This window comes from Serratia marcescens subsp. marcescens ATCC 13880, assembly GCF_017299535.1.
GTDB lineage: Bacteria > Pseudomonadota > Gammaproteobacteria > Enterobacterales > Enterobacteriaceae > Serratia > Serratia marcescens.
The window spans coordinates 4526202-4543264 of sequence record NZ_CP071238.1 but is presented as its reverse complement, the minus strand read 5'-3'; the positions used below and the strand labels follow the sequence as shown (position 1 = coordinate 4543264).

Genomic DNA, 17063 nt, shown 5'->3' with positions numbered 1-17063 from the left:
AAAGGGTATACTGATGTTTTTAATCATCTTATTTAAATCGATTATTATCGGTGGGCTGGTGGGGGTCGGCGTAGGGGCCGGCGCCGCACGCATGTTCCACGCGCCGACAACACAGGGCATGGGAGCGTTTCGCACCCTGGGCGAGCTGAACTCCTGCGAGGGCGATCCGGCTTCCCACTTCTCATTCGGTCTGGGCTTCTTCTTCAACGCCTGGGCGTCTTCCGTGGCGGCGGGCTCCTTCACGCAGGACGTCGATCACCGCATCATCCCGCACTGGGGCGCGGCGGCCCTGATGGTCAAGAACCGCAATCTGGCGCAAACGCTGCACGATCCGAAAAAAATGGCCATTGCCTGCGGCATCATCGGCATGCTGGTGGTGGCCTTCCTCAATACTACCGCTTCCGCCGTGCCTGCCGCGCTGCAGGTCACCGCCATCAAGGTGCTGGTGCCGGCGGCCAACCTGCTGGTGAACACCGTGATGCCGGTGATCTTCTGGCTGGCGGCGATCGACGCCGGGCGCCGTTCCGGCTTCTGGGGCACCATCTTCGGCGGCCTGGCGCAGCTGATCATGGGCAACGCCGTACCGGGCCTGGTGCTGGGCATTTTGATCGGCAAGGGCGTGGAAGAGAGCGGCTGGAACAAAATCACCAAGATCATGATGGCGGTGATCGTGCTGCTGTTCGTGCTGAGCGGCTTCTTCCGCGGCTTCGACATGAAAGTTCTCGAGTCCTTCAGCCTCGGCGTGCCGGGCTGGCTGGACGCCATTCACAACACCCTGAGCGGTAAATAAGGAGCGGGATGATGGAAGAGCAAACCCAAAAAGGCTTCTGGTACGCCGACTGGTCATTCCCGATTTTTGTTGGCCTGCTGTCCTCCGGCGTGTTCGCCGGGACGCACATGTACTACCTGTACGGCATCGGCGCCTTTAACGAAGTGGCGTTCGTCTCCATGCTGCGGGCGGGGATGGATACCGGCGTATACGGCGCGGTGGCGGCGTTCGGCGCCAGCTTCCTGTTCGCGCGCATCATCGAAGGCTCGCTGGTGGGCATCCTCGACATCGGCGGCGCGATCCAGACCGGCGTCGGGCTGGGCGTGCCGGCGCTGCTTTTGGGGGCCGGCATCGTGTTCCCGGTCGCCAACTTCGCCGCTTCGCTGGCCACCGGTCTGATCATCGGCCTGGCGATCGGTTACGTGATCATTCTGGCGCGCAAATTCACCATCAATCAGAGCAACTCCACCTACGGGGCGGACGTGATGATGGGGGCGGGCAACTCGTCGGGCCGTTTCCTCGGGCCGTTGATCATCCTGTCGGCGATGACTGCCTCGATCCCGATCGGCATCGGTTCGCTGCTCGGCGCGCTGCTGTTCTATATCTGGGGTAAACCGATCACCGGCGGAGCGATCCTCGGCGCGATGATCCTGGGGGCGATCTTCCCGGTAGCCATTTCTTAAGAGGCCTGCGCCAGGCGCCGCCCGATACGGCGGCACCCGGGCTAACAGGAGCAATGCGGTATGTATGACTTAGTAATCAGAGGCGCCAGACTGGCGGACGATACGCTGATCGATCTGGCGGTGAAAGACGGCAAAATAGCCTCGGTGGGGCGGTTGGCGGCGGACGTCAGCGCCGTTCGCCAGCTGGATTTGGCGGGCAACTGCCGCCTGAGCGCCGGTTGGATCGACGCGCACGTGCATTGCTATCCCGAATCGCCGATTTACCATGACGAGCCGGATCGGGTCGGCGTCGCCAGCGGCGTCACCAGCGTGGTCGATGCCGGCAGCACCGGCGCCGACGATATCGACGCCTTTTATCAGCTGACGCGCAGCGCCAAAACCAACGTTTTCGCCTTCCTCAATATCTCGCGCATCGGCCTGCTGCGGCAGAACGAGCTGGCGGAGATGACGGACATCGACAAGCGCGAGGCCGGCCAGGCCATCGCCAACCACCCCGGCTTTGTCATCGGCATCAAGGCGCGCATGAGCAGCAGCGTGGTGGGCAAGAACGGCACTCGCCCGCTGGTATTGGCCAAAGAGATCCAGCAGGAAAACCGCCAGCTGCCGTTGATGGTGCATATCGGCAATAACCCGCCGGATCTGGACGAGATCGCCGATCTGCTGACCCGCGGCGACATCATCACCCACTGCTACAACGGCAAACCGAACCGCATTCTGACGCCGGCGGGCACGCTGCGCGAGTCTATCCAGCGCGCGCTGCGGCGCGGCGTATTGCTCGACGTAGGGCACGGCACCGCCAGCTTCAGCTTCGAGGTGGCGCGCCAGGCGATCAAGCTGGGCATTTTGCCGCACACCATCAGCTCCGATATTTACTGCCGCAACCGCATGAACGGGCCGGTGCACAGCCTGGCGACGGTGATGTCCAAGTTCTTCAGCGTCGGCCTGACGCTGCCGCAGTTGATCGCCTGCGTGACGGAGAACGCCGCGTCGGCGCTGCAGCTGAGCGGCAAAGGGCGGCTGGAGCCGGGCTATGACGCCGATTTCACACTGTTTGAACTGCGCCGCGAACCGCAGGTGTTCGCCGACGCCGAAGGGCAAACCGCCGAGGGTGAACGGCTGCTGGTGCCGCTGGCCGCGGTGGTGGCTGGGGAAATCCTATTAACCGAACAAGGGGAGGCAAGCCATGTCTTCGATTTATGAAAAATACGGTTTGAAGCAGGTGATCAACACCTCCGGCCGCATGACCATTCTCGGCGTTTCTACGCCGCGCCAGGACGTGATCGACGCCGTTGATTACGGCCTGAACCACTATTTCGAAATCAAGGATCTGGTCAACAAGACCGGCGCCTACATCGCCGATCTGCTCAACGTGGAGGATGCGGTGATCGTCTCCTGCGCCTCGGCGGGCATCGCCCAGTCGGTGGCGGCGGTGATCGTTAAAGATAACGCCAATCTGCTGGTGAACCTGCACTCGGCGCCGGTGACCGTGCCGCGCGAGATCGTGCTGCCGCGCGGTCACAACGTCAACTTCGGTGCGCCGGTGGACACCATGGTGGCGCTGGGCGGCGGCAAGGTGGTGGAGGCGGGGTACGCCAACGAATGTTCGCCGGAGCAGATTGAAGCCTGCATCACGCCGCAGACCGCGGCGATCCTGTACGTCAAATCGCACCACTGCGTGCAGAAAAGCATTCTGTCCGTCGAACAGGCGGCGGTGGTGGCGCGCAAACATAACCTGCCGCTGATCGTCGACGCCGCGGCGGAAGAAGATCTGATGTGTTACTACCAGATGGGGGCCGATCTGGTGATTTACAGCGGCGCCAAAGCCATCGAGGGGCCGACCAGCGGTCTCGTGATCGGCAAGAAACAGTTCGTCGAGTGGGTGAAGTTGCAATCCGGCGGCATCGGCCGGGCGATGAAGGTCGGCAAAGAGGGCATCCTCGGCCTGACGCAGGCGATTGAAAGCTATCTGACGCTTGAGAAAACCACCGGGCAACAGATGGTGGAGCGGATGACGCCATTCCTCGACAGCCTCAACACCCTGACCGGCGTCAGCGCCAAGACCGTCTGGGACAGCGCCGGCCGCGATATCGCTCGCGCCGAGATCACCTTTGATGAGGCGGTGCTGGGGCGGTCGACCTATGACATCGTCCAGGCGCTGAAAACCGGCGACATCGCCATCTACTTCCGCGGCTATAAGGCCAACGAGGGCAAGATTGAGGTCGACGTGCGCAGCGTCGACGAGCAACAGCTGATGACCGTCTTTAGCTGTATCAAAAACCTGTTTACGGAGAAACAAGCATGAAGCTGCAGCCTAACTACTATCGCGACCGCGTCTGCCTGAACGTGCTGGCCGGCTCCAAAGCCAACGCGCAGGACATCTACGCCGCGGCGGAAGGCCATGTGCTGGTGGGCGTGCTCTCCAAGAACTACCCGGATGTCGATAGCGCGGTGACCGACATGCTGCGCTATGCGCGCCTGATTGAAAACGCGCTCTCGGTCGGCCTGGGCGCCGGCGATCCGAAGCAGTCGGCGATGGTCAGCCTGATCGCTCAGCAGGTGCAGCCGCAGCACGTTAACCAGGTGTTTACCGGCGTCGGCGCCAGCCGCGCGCTGCTGGGCCAGAACGACAGCGTGGTCAACGGCCTGGTGTCGCCGACCGGCCGCGTCGGTTGGGTGAAGATCTCTACCGGCCCATTGAGCGCCGCGGCGCCGGACGGCATCGTGCCGGTGGAAACCGCCATCGCCCTGCTGAAAGACATGGGCGGCAGCTCCATCAAGTATTTCCCGATGGGTGGCCTGAAGTGCAAGGACGAATACCAGTACGTCGCCAAGGCCTGCGCCGAGCATGACTTCATGCTGGAGCCGACCGGCGGCATCGATCTGGAGAACTTTGAGCCGATCGTCGAGATCGCGTTGGCGGCCGGCGTGAAACGCGTGATCCCGCATATCTACAGCTCGATCATCGACGCCGCCAGCGGCGACACGCGCCCGCAGGACGTGAAAACCCTACTGGCGATGACCAAAACGCTGGTGGGCTGAACGCGTAATGGGATGAGGTAAACGCTGGGAGGCGAAGGTTTTCCCGTGGCGCGGCATGCCGCGCCGCCGTTACCTATAGCCTATAGCTTTCAAGTTGCAGCTAAGGATCCCCAGGAGCTTACTTAAGTAAGTGACTGGGGTGAAAAATCTGCCGGGAGCAGATTTAAACGCTGCTTGCAGCGGCCCCGAAGGGGTGAGGCCCATGGATGGGCCGAGTAACTGCGCAGCCAACAACGCTGCGGGTTGAAAGATGACGGATATATACTGAGGATTACTATGCGAAACTGGCAGGTTCCAACCCGACGCTCCGCGTTGTTCCTGGCGCTGCTGGCCGTGACCGGCCCGGCGCTGCATGCTGAGGATGCAATGAACTCCACGTCATCTCATTTTGCCTATATCGGCACCTACAATCCCAACGGCGAAGGCGTTTACCGGGTGCAGGTCGATCCGGCCAGCGGCGCGCTGAGCCACGCCACGCTGGTCAGCAATGTGCCGAATCCGGCCCAGCTGACGTTGAGCGCTGACGGCAAGACGCTGTATGTCGCCAGCGAAGTGGCCGATTTCAACGGCGGCAAGCACGGCGGCATCACCGCCTACCGGATCAATCCGGCCGATGGCGCACTGGCTCAGCTCAATCAGGTGGATTCGCAGGGGGCAGGGCCGGTGTATCTCTCCTCGACGCCGGACGGCCGCCATCTGCTGGTGGCGAACTACGTCAGCGGCAGCGTGGCGGCTTTCCCGATTGAAGCGGATGGCAGCCTGGGCGCCGCCAGCTCGGTGCAGCAACAGCAGGGGCCGGCGGGCGCGGCCAAACCGGCGGCGGCGGTGAACGGCAGCTTCGCCATCAGCGATCACAACGGCCCGCATGCCCATATGATCGCCAGCGATCCGAGCGGCAAGTTCGTGTTCTCCACGGATCTGGGGTTGGATCGCATCTACCAATGGCGCTTTGACGCCGCGAGCGGCCGCCTGACGCCGAACGATCCGCCGTGGATCGCCGCCTCTTCCGCCGGCGCCGGCCCGCGTCATTTTGTGTTCCACCCGGACGGCGACACCGTGCTGCTGGTGAACGAAGAAGCCTCGACGTTGACCAGCTACCGTTTTGATCGCCAAAAAGGTACTCTGAAACAACTGCATGCGGTTTCCGCGCTGCCCGCCGACTATCAGGGCACCAGCTTCGCCTCGGGGCTGGCGCTCAGCAAAAACGGCGGCACGCTGTACGTCGCCAACCGACTGCATAACAGCATTGCCCAGTTCAGCGTGGGCGCCGGCGGCGAGTTGAAACCGGTGGCGGAAACCTGGACCCGCGGCGATTATCCGCGTTCGCTGGCGCTGAGCCCGGATGGCCGCTATCTGTATGCGCTGAACCAGCGCAGCGATAACGTCACCCGCTTCAGCGTCAACCCGACGGACGGCAAACTCAGCTTTGTGGGCGGCTATCTGCCGATCGGCAGCCCCTCGCAAATGGCGTTCCTGCCGCCGGCGAAGTAACCCGTGGCCCGCCCGGTTCGCCGGGTGGGCTACCTGATTGACGGACACAGAATGGTGCGATTTCCTTACCCGCGTTTGGCTTACTTGTTCGATGCTTTGCAAACCGAGACTTTGCCGCAGGATGAGCTGGCGAAGCGTTTCGCCGTGTCCACCCGCACGGTGCGGGCGGATATCACCGCGCTGAACGAGATCCTGGACAAATACGGCGCGCGCTTCGTGCATAGCCGCGGGGCCGGCTATCGTTTGCAGGTCGATAACGCCGCGCTGTTCAGCGCCCTGCAGCATCAGGAGCGCCGCAAACAGGTTACCCCGCGCAGTGCGCAGGAGCGGGTGCATTATCTGCTGGTGCGTTTTTTGACCTCAGCCTTCTCTCTCAAACTGGAAGATCTGGCCGACGAGTGGTTCGTCAGCCGCGGCACGCTGCAAAACGACATGGCTGAGGTGAGAGAGCGTCTGGCGCACTATCAATTGACGATCGAAACCAAGCCGCGCTACGGCATGAAGCTGTTCGGCGCGGAGATGGCGATCCGCGCCTGCCTGACCGATCTGCTGTTCCAGCTGCAGCTGGCCGACGCCGAGAACCCGTTGCTCAACAACGAGATCCTGTTGCAGCCGCAGGTGGCGGCGTTCGCCGGATTGCTGCACCCGCTGTTGTCGCAATATGCCATTCGCCTGACCGACGAGGGCGAGCAGTACCTGATCTTCTACTGCGCGGTGGCCCTGCGGCGCATCAACGACGGTTATCCGCTGCCGGACTTCGAGGTGGAGGACGGCGACGAGGCGGTGCGCCAGGTGTCGACCCGTCTGGCGGCGGAGCTGCGCGCGGTCTCCGGCAAAGAGATCTCGATGGCCGAAGAGGCCTATCTGCGGGTCAACATCGCCGCACGCCGCGTGCAGGACGTGCAACCGACCGAGATCAACGCCGACGATGAAGAAGCGTTGGTGGACTACATCCTGTCCTACATCAACGCACACTATAACTACAATCTGCAGGGCGACGAGCAGCTGCGGGCCGATCTGCTCACCCATATCAAGACCATGATTACGCGGGTGAAATACCAGATCAACATCCCCAATCCGCTGCTGGCCAACATCAAGCAGCACTATCCGATGGCTTACGACGTGACGCTGGCGGCGGTCTCCAGCTGGGGCAAATACACCCCCTATACCCTGAGTGAAAACGAGATCGGCTATCTGGTGTTGCACATCGGCGTGGGGCTGGAGCGGCATTACAACATCGGTTATGAACGCCACCCGCAGGTGATGCTGGTGTGCGATACCGGCAACTCGACGGTGCGCATGATCCAGGCGCAGATTGCGCGCAAGTATCCGCAACTGGTGATGACGCGCATCGTCTCGCTGCGCGATTATGAGATGCTTGCGCACATCGACGAAGACTTCGTGATTTCCAACGCCCGCATCGGCGAAAAGAACAAGCCGGTGGTGGTGATGTCGCCGTTCCCGACCGATTATCAGCTGGAGCAACTGGGCAAATTGGTGCTGGTGGATCGCACCAAACCGTACATGCTGGAGAAGTTCTTCGACGCCGAGCATTTCATGGTGCTCGACGAGCCGCTGACGCAGGCGGAGCTGTTCAGCCGGGTATGCGGCCAGCTGGAGCGGGAAGGATACGTCGGCGCGGACTTCTATCCGTCGGTGGTCGAACGCGAGGCGATCGTCTCCACGCTGCTGGGCGAAGGCATCGCCTTGCCGCACTCGCTGGGGCTGCTGGCGAAAAAGACCGTGGTGGTGACGCTGCTGGCGCCGCAGGGCGTCGCCTGGGGGGAAGGTGAGATCGCGCACGTGATTTTCCTGCTGGCGATCAGCAAGAGCGACTATGAAGAGGCAATGGCGATCTACGAGCTGTTCGTCACCTTTGTGCGTGAACGCTCAATGAGCCGCCTGCTGGGCAGCGACAGCTTCGACAGCTTCAAAGCGGTGGCGCTGGACTGCCTGAGCCGGAGTTGAGGGCTAATCCGCTTCCGGCAGGAACAGGGCCGGGGGCAGATTGAAACGCTTGGCCAGCGCCATAATGTGCGGAATGGTCAGCGATCTTTTACCGTTCAGGATTTGGTTAACCAACGACTTTTTACCGATCTCATGTTCAAAATCACTTTGGCTGAGTTGGTGCTGTTCCATAAGGACGCGAAGCGCGGCTACCCCCTGTGGTAACTGGGCGATACGCTGGTTGAATGCGGTAAATTCGGCGCTGTTGTCTTCATATTCGGCGATCTTTTTTGCCAGCATGTCAATCAGCGGATGGTGTTCGTCGTTTTCCAGCAGGTATTCCACCAATTCAAGCGCTTCCCGGTAGTCTTGCTGAGCGCGGCTGCCCTGCAACAAGGGCACGGCGCGCAGTAGCGCATCGGCCGCCTTAATGGCATCTGTAATCATGATGAACTCCTTCGATAGTGCTGCATCAGCTTGTCGTATTCGGCGTGGCTAACGATATGCTTTATGAAGACTTTCTGTGTCTCGAAGCTGGCAAAGAACAAGATCCGCAGGTGGTTGCCGCCGACGTCAATGACCCACCATTTCTCTTTGTATTTCATACGATCGAGCGAAGGAAAAAGCGCTTTTAACTCGTCCGGCGTGCGGAACTCGCCCCGTCGCAATGCTTTATAAATGGCCTCGAGAGCAGTGGCTTCATTGGGATATTGCTTCGTTGCGTTATTGAACGGTTCCCTGGAAATGATATGCATCGTTCCTTCGATTCCTACCCGGTGAACATTATAGCGACTGCCGGTGAAGTTCACAAATTGTAAACTTTTCGTTGTCCCGTAAGCAAAGCGTGGGGAAACACCCGCCTGTTGTCTGTTTTTGCGTTACACACTATTGCGATTATCGTGGTGGGGGTAAATCCATGACGTGAATTTACAGGCGGTTACGGCTGATTCTGGAAGCGGATTCGCAAAGTGAGAAACGGGAGGGCTACGTTATGGGAGGGGCGGAGGCAACACATGCGCCGAGGCGACGCATGGGGAGAGTCTCAACGACTAATCTTCATCAAACCCGGAGTTGAACAGCTCGACCACCGCCGCCAGCGCGTTGACTTCGTCGGGGCCGGTCGCTTCGACTTCGATATGCCGGCCCTGGGCGGAGTCCAGCATCAGCAGCGCGATGACGCTGCTGGCTTCGGCCTCGGTGCCGCTTTCGTTGCGCAGCATCACTTCCGCATCGAAGCTTTGCACCAGTTCGAACAGCTTCATCGCCGGGCGCGCGTGCATGCCCAGTTTGTTTTTGATTTCAACCGTCTGTTTGACCGTCATTGTTTACGCTTTTCCAGCGTGCGGTGGCGCGACTGCACGTTCTTGCCGCGCGAGCGGAAGTAATCGGCCAGCTGTTCCGCCACGTACACCGAGCGGTGCTTGCCGCCGGTACAGCCGATGGCGACCGTCAGGTAGCTGCGGTTGTTGGTTTCCAGCATCGGCAGCCATTGCTCCAGGTAGCTGCGGGTCTGGTAGATGAAGTTGTGCACTTCGGTATGGCGATCGAGGAACGACGCTACCGGCTTGTCCAGACCGGTCATCGGCCGCAGCTTCGGATCCCAGTGCGGGTTCGGCAGGAAGCGCACGTCGAACACGTAGTCGGCGTCGATCGGGATGCCGTGTTTGAAACCGAAGGATTCGAACACCATGGTCAGTTCGCGCTCGCGCTTGCCCAGCAGGCGGGTGCGCAGCATTTCGGCCAGTTCGTGCACCGACATTTCCGAGGTGTCGATAATCAGGTCGGCCCGCGAGCGCAGCGGTTCGAGCAGATCGCTTTCTTCGTCGATCGCGCTTTCCAGCGACAGGTTTTTGCTGGAGAGCGGATGCAGGCGGCGGGTGTCGCTGTAACGGCGGATCAGCGTGTTGCGATCGGCGTCGAGGAACAGCAGCTGCGGTGAGAAGCTGTCCGGCAGCTGAGTCATCGCGTATTCGAACACTTCCGGCGATTCCGGCATGTTGCGCACGTCGATGCTGACCGCTGCGGAGATATTGCGTTCCGCCAGCGTATTGGCGAGCTGCGGCAGCAGGACCACCGGCAGGTTGTCAACGCAGTAAAAACCCATGTCTTCCAGCGCCCGCAAGGCGACGGATTTTCCGGAACCGGAACGGCCGCTGACAATCATCAGCACCATGTGGCAACTCCCCTGGCATCGCGGCGGCGTTCATCGCCACCGGTGGAAACTTTGTTATTCCGGCCGCAGCCGGATCCATCATCGTGAAACAGTAACGTTATCCGGGCTGGAAGTCACGCCGGCCGGGCATCACTCGGTGATGATTTGGTAAAGTTCTTCGTCGCTTTGCGCGGCGCGCAGGCGGCGACATACGGTTTTGTCGGCCAGGCGTTTGGCGACCAGCGACAGGGTATGCAAATGGGTTTTGCACTGATCGGCAGGCACCAATAGCGCGAACAGCAGGTCGACCGGCTGGTTGTCGATAGCGTCGAAAGCGATGGGTTGGTCGAGACGGATAAACACGCCAACGGCCCGCAGTGTGTCCTCTTCCAGTTTGCCGTGGGGAATGGCGATACCGTTGCCGATACCGGTGCTGCCCATGCGTTCCCGGGTGAGAACCGCGTCAAACACCACCTGCGAAGGCAGATTGAGCTGTTTGGCGGCCAGTTCGCTGATAATTTCCAAAGCCCGCTTCTTGCTGGTGCAGTGTACCGAGCTTTTGGTGCACTCGATGTTTAACACCGAGCTTAATTGCATATATTCGTTGTTCATCTCATCTTCACTTAAAACCGCGCCGCCGGGCGCGCCCGGCAAGGCGGTTTTTCGTCGGTTTTAACCCTGATTACCGTTCGGCGCGTCACCCATGCGGGTCACGCGCCGAAGGGTGAGGCGGCGACGGATGCCGCCTCATGGAATGGGTTAGGGTGTCAGTGTTGCTTCAATTTGTCTTTATGTTTGTTCAATTGACGTGCCAATTTGTCGATCAGCGTATCAATTGCGGCATACATATTCTCGTCTTCCGAGGTGGCGTGCAACTCGCCTCCATTCACGTGCACCGTTGCTTCCGCAATTTGCTGCACTTTTTCCACACTTAATACAACATACACCTGATTGATGCGATCAAAATACTGTTCGAGTTTGGCGAACTTGTTGTTCACGAACTCGCGCAACGGATCGGTGATTTCGATGTGGTGTCCGGTAATGTTGAGCTGCATAGTGTCTTCCTTCTCAATAGAGGTCAAACCAACTGTTTACGCTGGTTCGACGGCGGGATGGACAAAGACTCTCGGTACTTGGCGACGGTGCGCCGCGCCACGATGATCCCCTGATCGGCGAGCAGGGTGGCCAGCTTGCTGTCGCTGAGTGGTTTGGCGGGGTTTTCCGCCGCAATCAATTTCTTCACCAATGCGCGGATCGCCGTCGAGGAGGCTTCGCCGCCGCTGTCGGTATTCACGTGGCTGGAGAAGAAATATTTCAATTCGAAAATGCCGCGCGGGCTGTGCAGAAACTTCTGCGTGGTGACGCGCGAGATCGTCGATTCATGCATCTCCACGGCCTGGGCGATATCCGCCAGCACCATGGGTTTCATAAACTCTTCGCCTTGCTCGAAGAACGCCTGCTGCTGATCGACGATGCAGCGGGTGACCTTCAGCAGCGTCTCGTTACGGCTCTCCAGGCTTTTAATCAGCCACTTGGCTTCCTGCAGGTTGCTGCGGATGAACTGGCCGTCGGCTTCGCTGCGGGCGCTGTTGCCCAGCGCTGCGTATTGCTGATTGATCTTCAAACGCGGCACGCTGTCGCCGTTGAGCTCGACCGTCCATTTGTTCTGCGTCTTGCGCACCAGCACGTCCGGGATCACGTATTCCGATTCGCCGGTATTGATCGACTGCCCCGGGCGCGGATCGAGCGACTGAATCAGCAGCATCGCTTCTTTCAGTGTATCTTCTTTTAGCCGGGTTGATCGCATCAGGCTGCGAAAGTCATGGTTGGCCAGCAGATCCAGATGGTCGCTGATGATCAGCCGCGCTTCGGCCAGGTAAGGGGTGTCTTTGGCGTATTGGGAGAGCTGCACCAGCAGGCAATCGCGCAGATCGCGCGCGGCGACGCCGATCGGATCGAAACGCTGCACGCGCTTCAACACCGCCTCGACTTCCTCGAGGGTCACGTTTTCGTCGCCCAGGCTTTCCAGAATGTCTTCCAGCGGCACGGTGAGATAGCCGGTGTCGTCCACCGCGTCGACGATGGAGGTGGCGATGGCGGCGTCGGTATCGGAAAACGGCGTCAGATCCACCTGCCACATCAGGTAATCCTGCAGCGTTTGGGTGGTCTCGCCCTGATAGACCGGCAGCTCGTCGTCGCTGTAGTCGGTGCCGGTGCCGGACGGCGTGCCAGCGGTGTAGATCTCATCCCAGGTGGCGTCCAGCGGCAGCTCTTCCGGCATGTCTTTCTGTTCCAGCGCCTCGCGGGTATCGAGCCCCTCGGTCTCCTGGGTTTCTTTGGCGTCGATTTCGTCGTGCAGATCGGTCTGTTCAAGCAGCGGATTGCTCTCCAGCGCCAGCTGGATCTCTTGTTGAAGCTCAAGCGTGGACAACTGCAGCAGGCGGATCGCCTGCTGGAGCTGAGGAGTCATGGCCAGCTGTTGACTGAGCCTGAGTTGCAAACCTTGCTTCATAGTTTTCTGTCTACTTCCGTTAACGGTGTCGCCCCGCAGGGCGCGCCGGCGTTTAGAGGCGGAACTCTTCGCCCAGATAAACGCGTTTAACCTGCTCGTCGGCCAGAATAGCATCCGGCGTGCCGTGGGCAATCAGTTTGCCCTGGCTGACGATGTAGGCGCGTTCACATACGTCCAGCGTCTCGCGCACGTTGTGGTCGGTGATCAGCACGCCCAGGCCGCTGTCACGCAGGTGCTCGATGATTTTTTTGATGTCGATAACGGAAATCGGATCCACCCCGGCGAAGGGTTCGTCCAGCAGAATGAATTTCGGGTTGGCCGCCAGCGCGCGGGCGATTTCGACGCGGCGGCGTTCACCGCCGGACAGCGCCTGGCCGAGGCTGTCGCGCAGATGGGAGATATGGAACTCTTCCATCAGTTCTTTGGCGCGGTCTTCGCGCTGTTCGCTGGTGAGGTCGGGGCGAATCTCCAGCACCGCCATCAGGTTGTCGTACACGCTCAGGCGGCGGAAGATCGACGCTTCCTGCGGCAGGTAACCAATGCCGCGGCGCGCGCGGGCGTGCAGCGGCAGCAGGCTGATGTCTTCTTCGTCGATCACGATGCGCCCGGCGTCGCGTGGCACGATGCCGACCACCATGTAGAAGGTGGTGGTTTTACCGGCGCCGTTCGGGCCGAGCAGGCCGACGATCTCGCCGGATTTCACTTTCAGGCTGACGTCTTCGACAACTTTACGGCCCTTGTAGGCTTTCGCCAGGTTTTCTGCGATGAGTGTTGCCATAAGTGATTAGTTACTCTTTTTTTGCTCGTTTTTGTCTTGCAACTGCGACGGTACCAGAACCGTTGTCACGCGTTTGCCTTTATCGCTAAACGCCTGCATTTGCTGCTGTTGCACCAGATAGGTGATGCGATCGCCTTTCACGTTGCTGTCGAGCTGCTCCAGATAGGCGTTGCCCGTCAGGGTCACCAGCTGGGTCGCCACGTCGTAACGCACTTTCTGCGCGTGGCCTTTGACCGGCTTGCCGCTGTCCTGCATCTGGTAGAAGGTTACCGGGTTGCCGAACGCTTCAATATAGGTCTTATTCTGATCTCCGCCCGGGCGGGTGACGACCACCTTGTCGGCGCGAATATCGATGGTGCCCTGTTTGATCACCACGTTGTCGGTGAAGGTGCTGACGTTGCTTTGCATGTCCAACGACTGCTTGAGCGAGTCGATGCTGACCGGCTGGCTGGAGTCGGATTTCAGCGCCAGAGCGGGGGCGCTGGCGGCCAAAACTAAGCTGCCGAGCAACAGGTTACGGAGTTGTTTTTTGGTTCTGAATTTCATAGTTGGTCTTAACCTTATCAATCAGCTCAGCGGTTTTGGTCCGCAGGTTCCCACGCATTTTCATGCCGTTAGAGGTAAAATTGGTCCCGTAAAGCGTGACTTCGTCATCGGAGGTGACGTCTTGGGTGACCAGGTTTACCTGAGCGTTGTCCGTCTTAATTTTTTCCAGCTGCGAGGTGGTGGTCAGGCTGTTCACCTCGACGTGACCATACAGATACAGCATTCGGTCTTTAGTCAGTTTGGCGCGATCGGCGCGAACTGACCAGGTGGCCACCGCATTCTCATCGAACAGCGTCATCACCGGCTGGGTGAACCAGCTCAGCTCGCCGGCGGTGTAATACTTCGCGTCTTCCGCCACCAGTTTGTAATTCAGCTTGCCGGCCGGGTTGTACACCACGGTGACCGTGTGCTGGCTCTGGTAGGTCGGATCCTGATCGTTGACCGGGCCAGGGGCCGTGTCGTCGCTGAAGTCCGTCATGTTCCAGCCGATCAGCGCCAGAACGATCACCGTCAACAGGATGGTGATCCACAGTTTGGTTTTACTCATATCGACAGCCCTTTGGCGTCCTCCAGCTTATTTTGAGCCAAAAGAATGATGTCGCACAGTTCGCGCACCGCGCCGCGGCCGCCGGCAATGCGGGTGACGTAGTGGGCGCGCGGCGTCAGCAGCGGGTGGGCGTCCGCCACCGCGACCGCCAGGCCGACCTGCGCCATCACCGGCCAGTCGATCAGGTCATCGCCGATATAGGCGACCTGATCCGCCGTTAACGACAGTTTATCCAACAGTTCGCGGAAGGCCAAAAGCTTATCGGATTGCCCCTGATACAGATGGGTGATGCCGAGCGTCTGCGCGCGATCTTCCAGCAGCTTGGCGGAGCGACCGGTGATGATCGCCACCTCGATGTCCGAGGTTTTCAAGCAGCGGATGCCGTAACCGTCGCGCACGTTGAACGCCTTCAGTTCTTCACCGTTGTTGCCCATGAAGATCAGGCCGTCCGACAGCACGCCGTCAACGTCGCAAATCAACAGGCGGATGTTCCCGGCACGCGCCATAACCTCTTGTTCTACCGGCCCGTAGCAGGTTTCTACCATACCCATTCCGTTCTATTCCTTAATTAAACGACGCCGGCGCGCAGCATGTCATGCATATGTACCACACCCAGCAACTGGTCGCCATCGGCAACCAGCAGCGCGGTGATGTGGCGTTGTTGCATCAGGTTCAATGCATCGACCGCCAGGAGGTTGGGGCGCACCCGCACGCCGCCCGGCGTCATGACATCGGCGATCTTCGCCTCGTGCAGGTTGATGCCCATGTCGAACACCCGGCGCAGGTCGCCATCGGTAAAGATGCCGGCGATTTTCATCAAATCGTCGCAGATCACCGTCAGGCCCAGATTTTTGCGGGTAATTTCCAGCAACGCGTCGCGCAACGAGGCGTCGGCGCTGACGTGGGGTATTTCATCGCCGCTGTGCATGATATCGCTAACCCGCAGCAGCAGTTTGCGGCCGAGTGCGCCGCCCGGATGCGACAGCGCGAAATCTTCCGGCGTGAAACCGCGCGCTTTGAGCAGCGCGACGGCCAGCGCATCGCCCATCACCAGCGTGGCGGTGGTGCTGGTGGTCGGCGCCAGCCCCAGCGGGCACGCTTCCTGCGGCACCTTGATGCACAGGTGGATATCCGCCGCTTTACCCATCGCGCTTTCCGGATTGTTGGTCATACAGATGAGGGTGATCTGTTGGCGTTTCAACACCGGGATCAGCGCCAGGATCTCGCTGGACTCGCCGGAGTTGGAGATGGCGAGCACGATGTCCTGCGGGGTGACCATGCCCAAATCGCCATGGCTGGCCTCCGCCGGATGAACGAAGAATGAGGGCGTGCCGGTGCTGGCGAAGGTCGCGGCGATCTTGCAGCCGATATGGCCGGATTTGCCCATGCCCATCACCACCACTTTGCCGCCGCAGGCGGCGATGGTTTCGCAGGCGCGGGTGAAGTCTGCGTTGATGTAGCGATCGAGCTGGGCCAGCCCTTCACGCTCTATCTGAAGCACTTCCTTACCGGCCTGTTGAAAATCGAAGCCCGGTTGCAACTCAATGTTCGACATACTCATTCCCGTCGGTTTAGCCGAAAGTACTGAAAGGGTTAAAGAACAGCACCGCAAGATACGCAATAAAGCCGCATAATAACAGCGCGCCCGCCAGGTGGCCGATGCGATGTTTGCGGCCGATGCACAGCACGCTCAGCAGCACGCTGGCCGCCAGCATCACCCAGTAATCGCGCTGGAAGGCGGCGGTGTCTACGCTGCCCGGCGACAGCAGGGCGGGTACGCCCAGCACGATCACCGTGTTGAAAATATTGGAGCCGATGATATTACCAATCGCCATATCATCCTCGCCCTTCAGCGCCCCGGCGATGGAGGTGGCCAGTTCGGGCAGGCTGGTGCCGATGGCGATAATGGTCAAACCGACCACCAGTTCGCTCAGGCCGAAATAGTGCGCGATCACCGTCGCGTTATCGACCACCATTCTGGAAGAGAGCGGCAGAATGATAAACGCCAGCACCAGCCACAGCACCGCCACGGTATTGCTGCTGTCCTGCGGCAGCTCGGCGATCTGCTCCATAGTCAGGCTGTCGCTGCCCTCGCGCTGCGCCAGCCGGGCGATTTTCAGCATCAGCAGGATGAAGCCGGCGGCGGCGGCCAGCAGCAGCACGCCGTCCAGCCTGCTCAGGGTGCCGTCCATCAACACGAAACCGCATAATACTGTGACCGCTAACATCAGCGGCAGTTCGCGCCGCAGTATCTCAGAGCGCGCGGCCAGCGGGTGAATCAACGCCGCCACGCCCAGGATCAATAAAATGTTGGTGATGTTGGAACCTACTACGTTGCCAACGGCCATATCTATCTGCCCGTTCAGCGCGGCGGTGGTGGACACGATCAGCTCCGGCAGCGAAGTGCCGATGCCGACGATGGTCATGCCGATGATCAACGGCGGTACGCCGAGCGAGCGGGAAATCACGGCAGCACCATAAACTAAGCGGTCTGCACCGTACACCAGTAGAAATAAACCAACGATTAATAATGCTATCGCGAGAAACATGCAGGGTCCTTTGTCGGGTATTATCCCGGTTCGTTGGTTAAAGCCGTCAA

Annotated in this window: 20 protein-coding genes; 7 read left to right on the top strand and 13 right to left on the bottom strand. The window is 60.1% G+C overall.

Features of this window, described 5'->3' with window-relative positions; all coding sequences use genetic code 11:
* Positions 1–13 precede the first annotated feature (13 nt).
* From J0F90_RS21730 to J0F90_RS21700, 7 genes are all read left to right on the top strand, one after another.
* Positions 14–790 (top strand): DUF4311 domain-containing protein, encoded by a 777-nt coding sequence (locus J0F90_RS21730; protein ID WP_004937006.1) that lies wholly within the window; start codon positions 14–16, stop codon positions 788–790.
* Positions 791–801: 11 nt separating this feature from the next.
* The gene (locus J0F90_RS21725) at positions 802–1452 is read left to right on the top strand and encodes a DUF4310 family protein (protein WP_004937013.1); all 651 of its coding nucleotides are present in this window, start codon (positions 802–804) and stop codon (positions 1450–1452) included.
* Positions 1453–1512: 60 nt separating this feature from the next.
* The gene (locus tag J0F90_RS21720) at positions 1513–2652 is read left to right on the top strand and encodes an amidohydrolase/deacetylase family metallohydrolase (protein WP_033639300.1); all 1140 of its coding nucleotides are present in this window, start codon (positions 1513–1515) and stop codon (positions 2650–2652) included.
* On the top strand, positions 2636–3754 hold the full coding sequence (locus J0F90_RS21715) for a DgaE family pyridoxal phosphate-dependent ammonia lyase (protein WP_033639301.1): 1119 nt from the start codon (positions 2636–2638) through the stop codon (positions 3752–3754). Before J0F90_RS21720 ends, J0F90_RS21715 begins: the two co-directional genes overlap by 17 nt.
* The gene (gene dagF, locus J0F90_RS21710) at positions 3751–4491 is read left to right on the top strand and encodes a 2-dehydro-3-deoxy-phosphogluconate aldolase (protein ID WP_016930215.1); all 741 of its coding nucleotides are present in this window, start codon (positions 3751–3753) and stop codon (positions 4489–4491) included. The genes J0F90_RS21715 and dagF overlap by 4 nt, the downstream gene beginning before the upstream one ends.
* A gap of 276 nt (positions 4492–4767) precedes the next feature.
* Positions 4768–5982: a lactonase family protein gene (locus J0F90_RS21705; protein ID WP_033639302.1), complete on the top strand. Its 1215-nt coding sequence runs from the start codon at positions 4768–4770 to the stop codon at positions 5980–5982.
* Positions 5983–6033: 51 nt separating this feature from the next.
* Positions 6034–7950, top strand: a complete 1917-nt coding sequence (locus tag J0F90_RS21700) for a BglG family transcription antiterminator (protein ID WP_033639303.1) — start codon at positions 6034–6036, stop codon at positions 7948–7950.
* A 3-nt stretch (positions 7951–7953) separates the two neighbouring features.
* Here J0F90_RS21700 and J0F90_RS21695 read toward each other — a convergent pair whose 3' ends face one another.
* The 13 genes from J0F90_RS21695 to J0F90_RS21635 form a co-directional block, all read right to left on the bottom strand.
* Complete coding sequence (locus J0F90_RS21695) at positions 7954–8376, bottom strand: helix-turn-helix domain-containing protein (protein ID WP_015379178.1); 423 nt, start codon at positions 8374–8376, stop codon at positions 7954–7956.
* Positions 8373–8684, bottom strand: a complete 312-nt coding sequence (locus J0F90_RS21690) for a type II toxin-antitoxin system HigB family toxin (protein ID WP_004937033.1) — start codon at positions 8682–8684, stop codon at positions 8373–8375. Before J0F90_RS21690 ends, J0F90_RS21695 begins: the two co-directional genes overlap by 4 nt.
* A gap of 294 nt (positions 8685–8978) precedes the next feature.
* The gene (npr, locus tag J0F90_RS21685) at positions 8979–9251 is read right to left on the bottom strand and encodes a PTS phosphocarrier protein NPr (protein WP_004937034.1); all 273 of its coding nucleotides are present in this window, start codon (positions 9249–9251) and stop codon (positions 8979–8981) included.
* Positions 9248–10102: an RNase adapter RapZ gene (gene rapZ / locus J0F90_RS21680; protein WP_015379177.1), complete on the bottom strand. Its 855-nt coding sequence runs from the start codon at positions 10100–10102 to the stop codon at positions 9248–9250. Before rapZ ends, npr begins: the two co-directional genes overlap by 4 nt.
* 129 nt (positions 10103–10231) lie before the next feature.
* On the bottom strand, positions 10232–10693 hold the full coding sequence (ptsN, locus tag J0F90_RS21675; protein WP_016930212.1) for a PTS IIA-like nitrogen regulatory protein PtsN: 462 nt from the start codon (positions 10691–10693) through the stop codon (positions 10232–10234).
* A gap of 155 nt (positions 10694–10848) precedes the next feature.
* Complete coding sequence (hpf, locus tag J0F90_RS21670; RefSeq protein WP_004937038.1) at positions 10849–11136, bottom strand: ribosome hibernation promoting factor; 288 nt, start codon at positions 11134–11136, stop codon at positions 10849–10851.
* A 23-nt stretch (positions 11137–11159) separates the two neighbouring features.
* On the bottom strand, positions 11160–12593 hold the full coding sequence (rpoN, locus tag J0F90_RS21665; protein WP_021505109.1) for an RNA polymerase factor sigma-54: 1434 nt from the start codon (positions 12591–12593) through the stop codon (positions 11160–11162).
* 52 nt (positions 12594–12645) lie between these two features.
* Positions 12646–13371 carry an LPS export ABC transporter ATP-binding protein gene (lptB, locus tag J0F90_RS21660; protein ID WP_004937040.1) on the bottom strand — a complete coding sequence of 242 codons (726 nt, stop codon included), beginning with the start codon at positions 13369–13371 and terminating at the stop codon, positions 12646–12648.
* A 6-nt stretch (positions 13372–13377) separates the two neighbouring features.
* Positions 13378–13917, bottom strand: coding sequence for a lipopolysaccharide ABC transporter substrate-binding protein LptA (gene lptA / locus J0F90_RS21655; protein ID WP_028127535.1), 540 nt, complete (start codon positions 13915–13917; stop codon positions 13378–13380).
* Complete coding sequence (gene lptC, locus J0F90_RS21650) at positions 13886–14464, bottom strand: LPS export ABC transporter periplasmic protein LptC (protein ID WP_016930209.1); 579 nt, start codon at positions 14462–14464, stop codon at positions 13886–13888. Before lptC ends, lptA begins: the two co-directional genes overlap by 32 nt.
* Positions 14461–15015: a 3-deoxy-manno-octulosonate-8-phosphatase KdsC gene (gene kdsC, locus J0F90_RS21645; protein ID WP_021505108.1), complete on the bottom strand. Its 555-nt coding sequence runs from the start codon at positions 15013–15015 to the stop codon at positions 14461–14463. Before kdsC ends, lptC begins: the two co-directional genes overlap by 4 nt.
* Positions 15016–15032: 17 nt before the next feature.
* Positions 15033–16019 (bottom strand): arabinose-5-phosphate isomerase KdsD, encoded by a 987-nt coding sequence (kdsD, locus tag J0F90_RS21640; RefSeq protein WP_016930207.1) that lies wholly within the window; start codon positions 16017–16019, stop codon positions 15033–15035.
* A 16-nt stretch (positions 16020–16035) separates the two neighbouring features.
* Positions 16036–17013, bottom strand: coding sequence for a calcium/sodium antiporter (locus J0F90_RS21635; RefSeq protein ID WP_028127534.1), 978 nt, complete (start codon positions 17011–17013; stop codon positions 16036–16038).
* Positions 17014–17063: the final 50 nt, after the last annotated feature.

Coding starts and splice junctions, on each gene's coding strand:
- ptsN (WP_016930212.1), bottom strand. CDS start 10,693: ATGAACAACGAATATATGCAATTAAGCTCGGTGTTAAACATCGAGTGC.
- J0F90_RS21715 (WP_033639301.1), top strand. CDS start 2,636: ATGTCTTCGATTTATGAAAAATACGGTTTGAAGCAGGTGATCAACACC.
- lptA (WP_028127535.1), bottom strand. CDS start 13,917: ATGAAATTCAGAACCAAAAAACAACTCCGTAACCTGTTGCTCGGCAGC.
- J0F90_RS21705 (WP_033639302.1), top strand. CDS start 4,768: ATGCGAAACTGGCAGGTTCCAACCCGACGCTCCGCGTTGTTCCTGGCG.
- kdsC (WP_021505108.1), bottom strand. CDS start 15,015: ATGGGTATGGTAGAAACCTGCTACGGGCCGGTAGAACAAGAGGTTATG.
- J0F90_RS21690 (WP_004937033.1), bottom strand. CDS start 8,684: ATGCATATCATTTCCAGGGAACCGTTCAATAACGCAACGAAGCAATAT.
- lptB (WP_004937040.1), bottom strand. CDS start 13,371: ATGGCAACACTCATCGCAGAAAACCTGGCGAAAGCCTACAAGGGCCGT.
- hpf (WP_004937038.1), bottom strand. CDS start 11,136: ATGCAGCTCAACATTACCGGACACCACATCGAAATCACCGATCCGTTG.
- dagF (WP_016930215.1), top strand. CDS start 3,751: ATGAAGCTGCAGCCTAACTACTATCGCGACCGCGTCTGCCTGAACGTG.
- J0F90_RS21730 (WP_004937006.1), top strand. CDS start 14: ATGTTTTTAATCATCTTATTTAAATCGATTATTATCGGTGGGCTGGTG.
- rpoN (WP_021505109.1), bottom strand. CDS start 12,593: ATGAAGCAAGGTTTGCAACTCAGGCTCAGTCAACAGCTGGCCATGACT.
- J0F90_RS21695 (WP_015379178.1), bottom strand. CDS start 8,376: ATGATTACAGATGCCATTAAGGCGGCCGATGCGCTACTGCGCGCCGTG.
- J0F90_RS21725 (WP_004937013.1), top strand. CDS start 802: ATGGAAGAGCAAACCCAAAAAGGCTTCTGGTACGCCGACTGGTCATTC.
- lptC (WP_016930209.1), bottom strand. CDS start 14,464: ATGAGTAAAACCAAACTGTGGATCACCATCCTGTTGACGGTGATCGTT.
- rapZ (WP_015379177.1), bottom strand. CDS start 10,102: ATGGTGCTGATGATTGTCAGCGGCCGTTCCGGTTCCGGAAAATCCGTC.
- J0F90_RS21635 (WP_028127534.1), bottom strand. CDS start 17,013: ATGTTTCTCGCGATAGCATTATTAATCGTTGGTTTATTTCTACTGGTG.
- J0F90_RS21720 (WP_033639300.1), top strand. CDS start 1,513: ATGTATGACTTAGTAATCAGAGGCGCCAGACTGGCGGACGATACGCTG.
- kdsD (WP_016930207.1), bottom strand. CDS start 16,019: ATGTCGAACATTGAGTTGCAACCGGGCTTCGATTTTCAACAGGCCGGT.
- npr (WP_004937034.1), bottom strand. CDS start 9,251: ATGACGGTCAAACAGACGGTTGAAATCAAAAACAAACTGGGCATGCAC.
- J0F90_RS21700 (WP_033639303.1), top strand. CDS start 6,034: ATGGTGCGATTTCCTTACCCGCGTTTGGCTTACTTGTTCGATGCTTTG.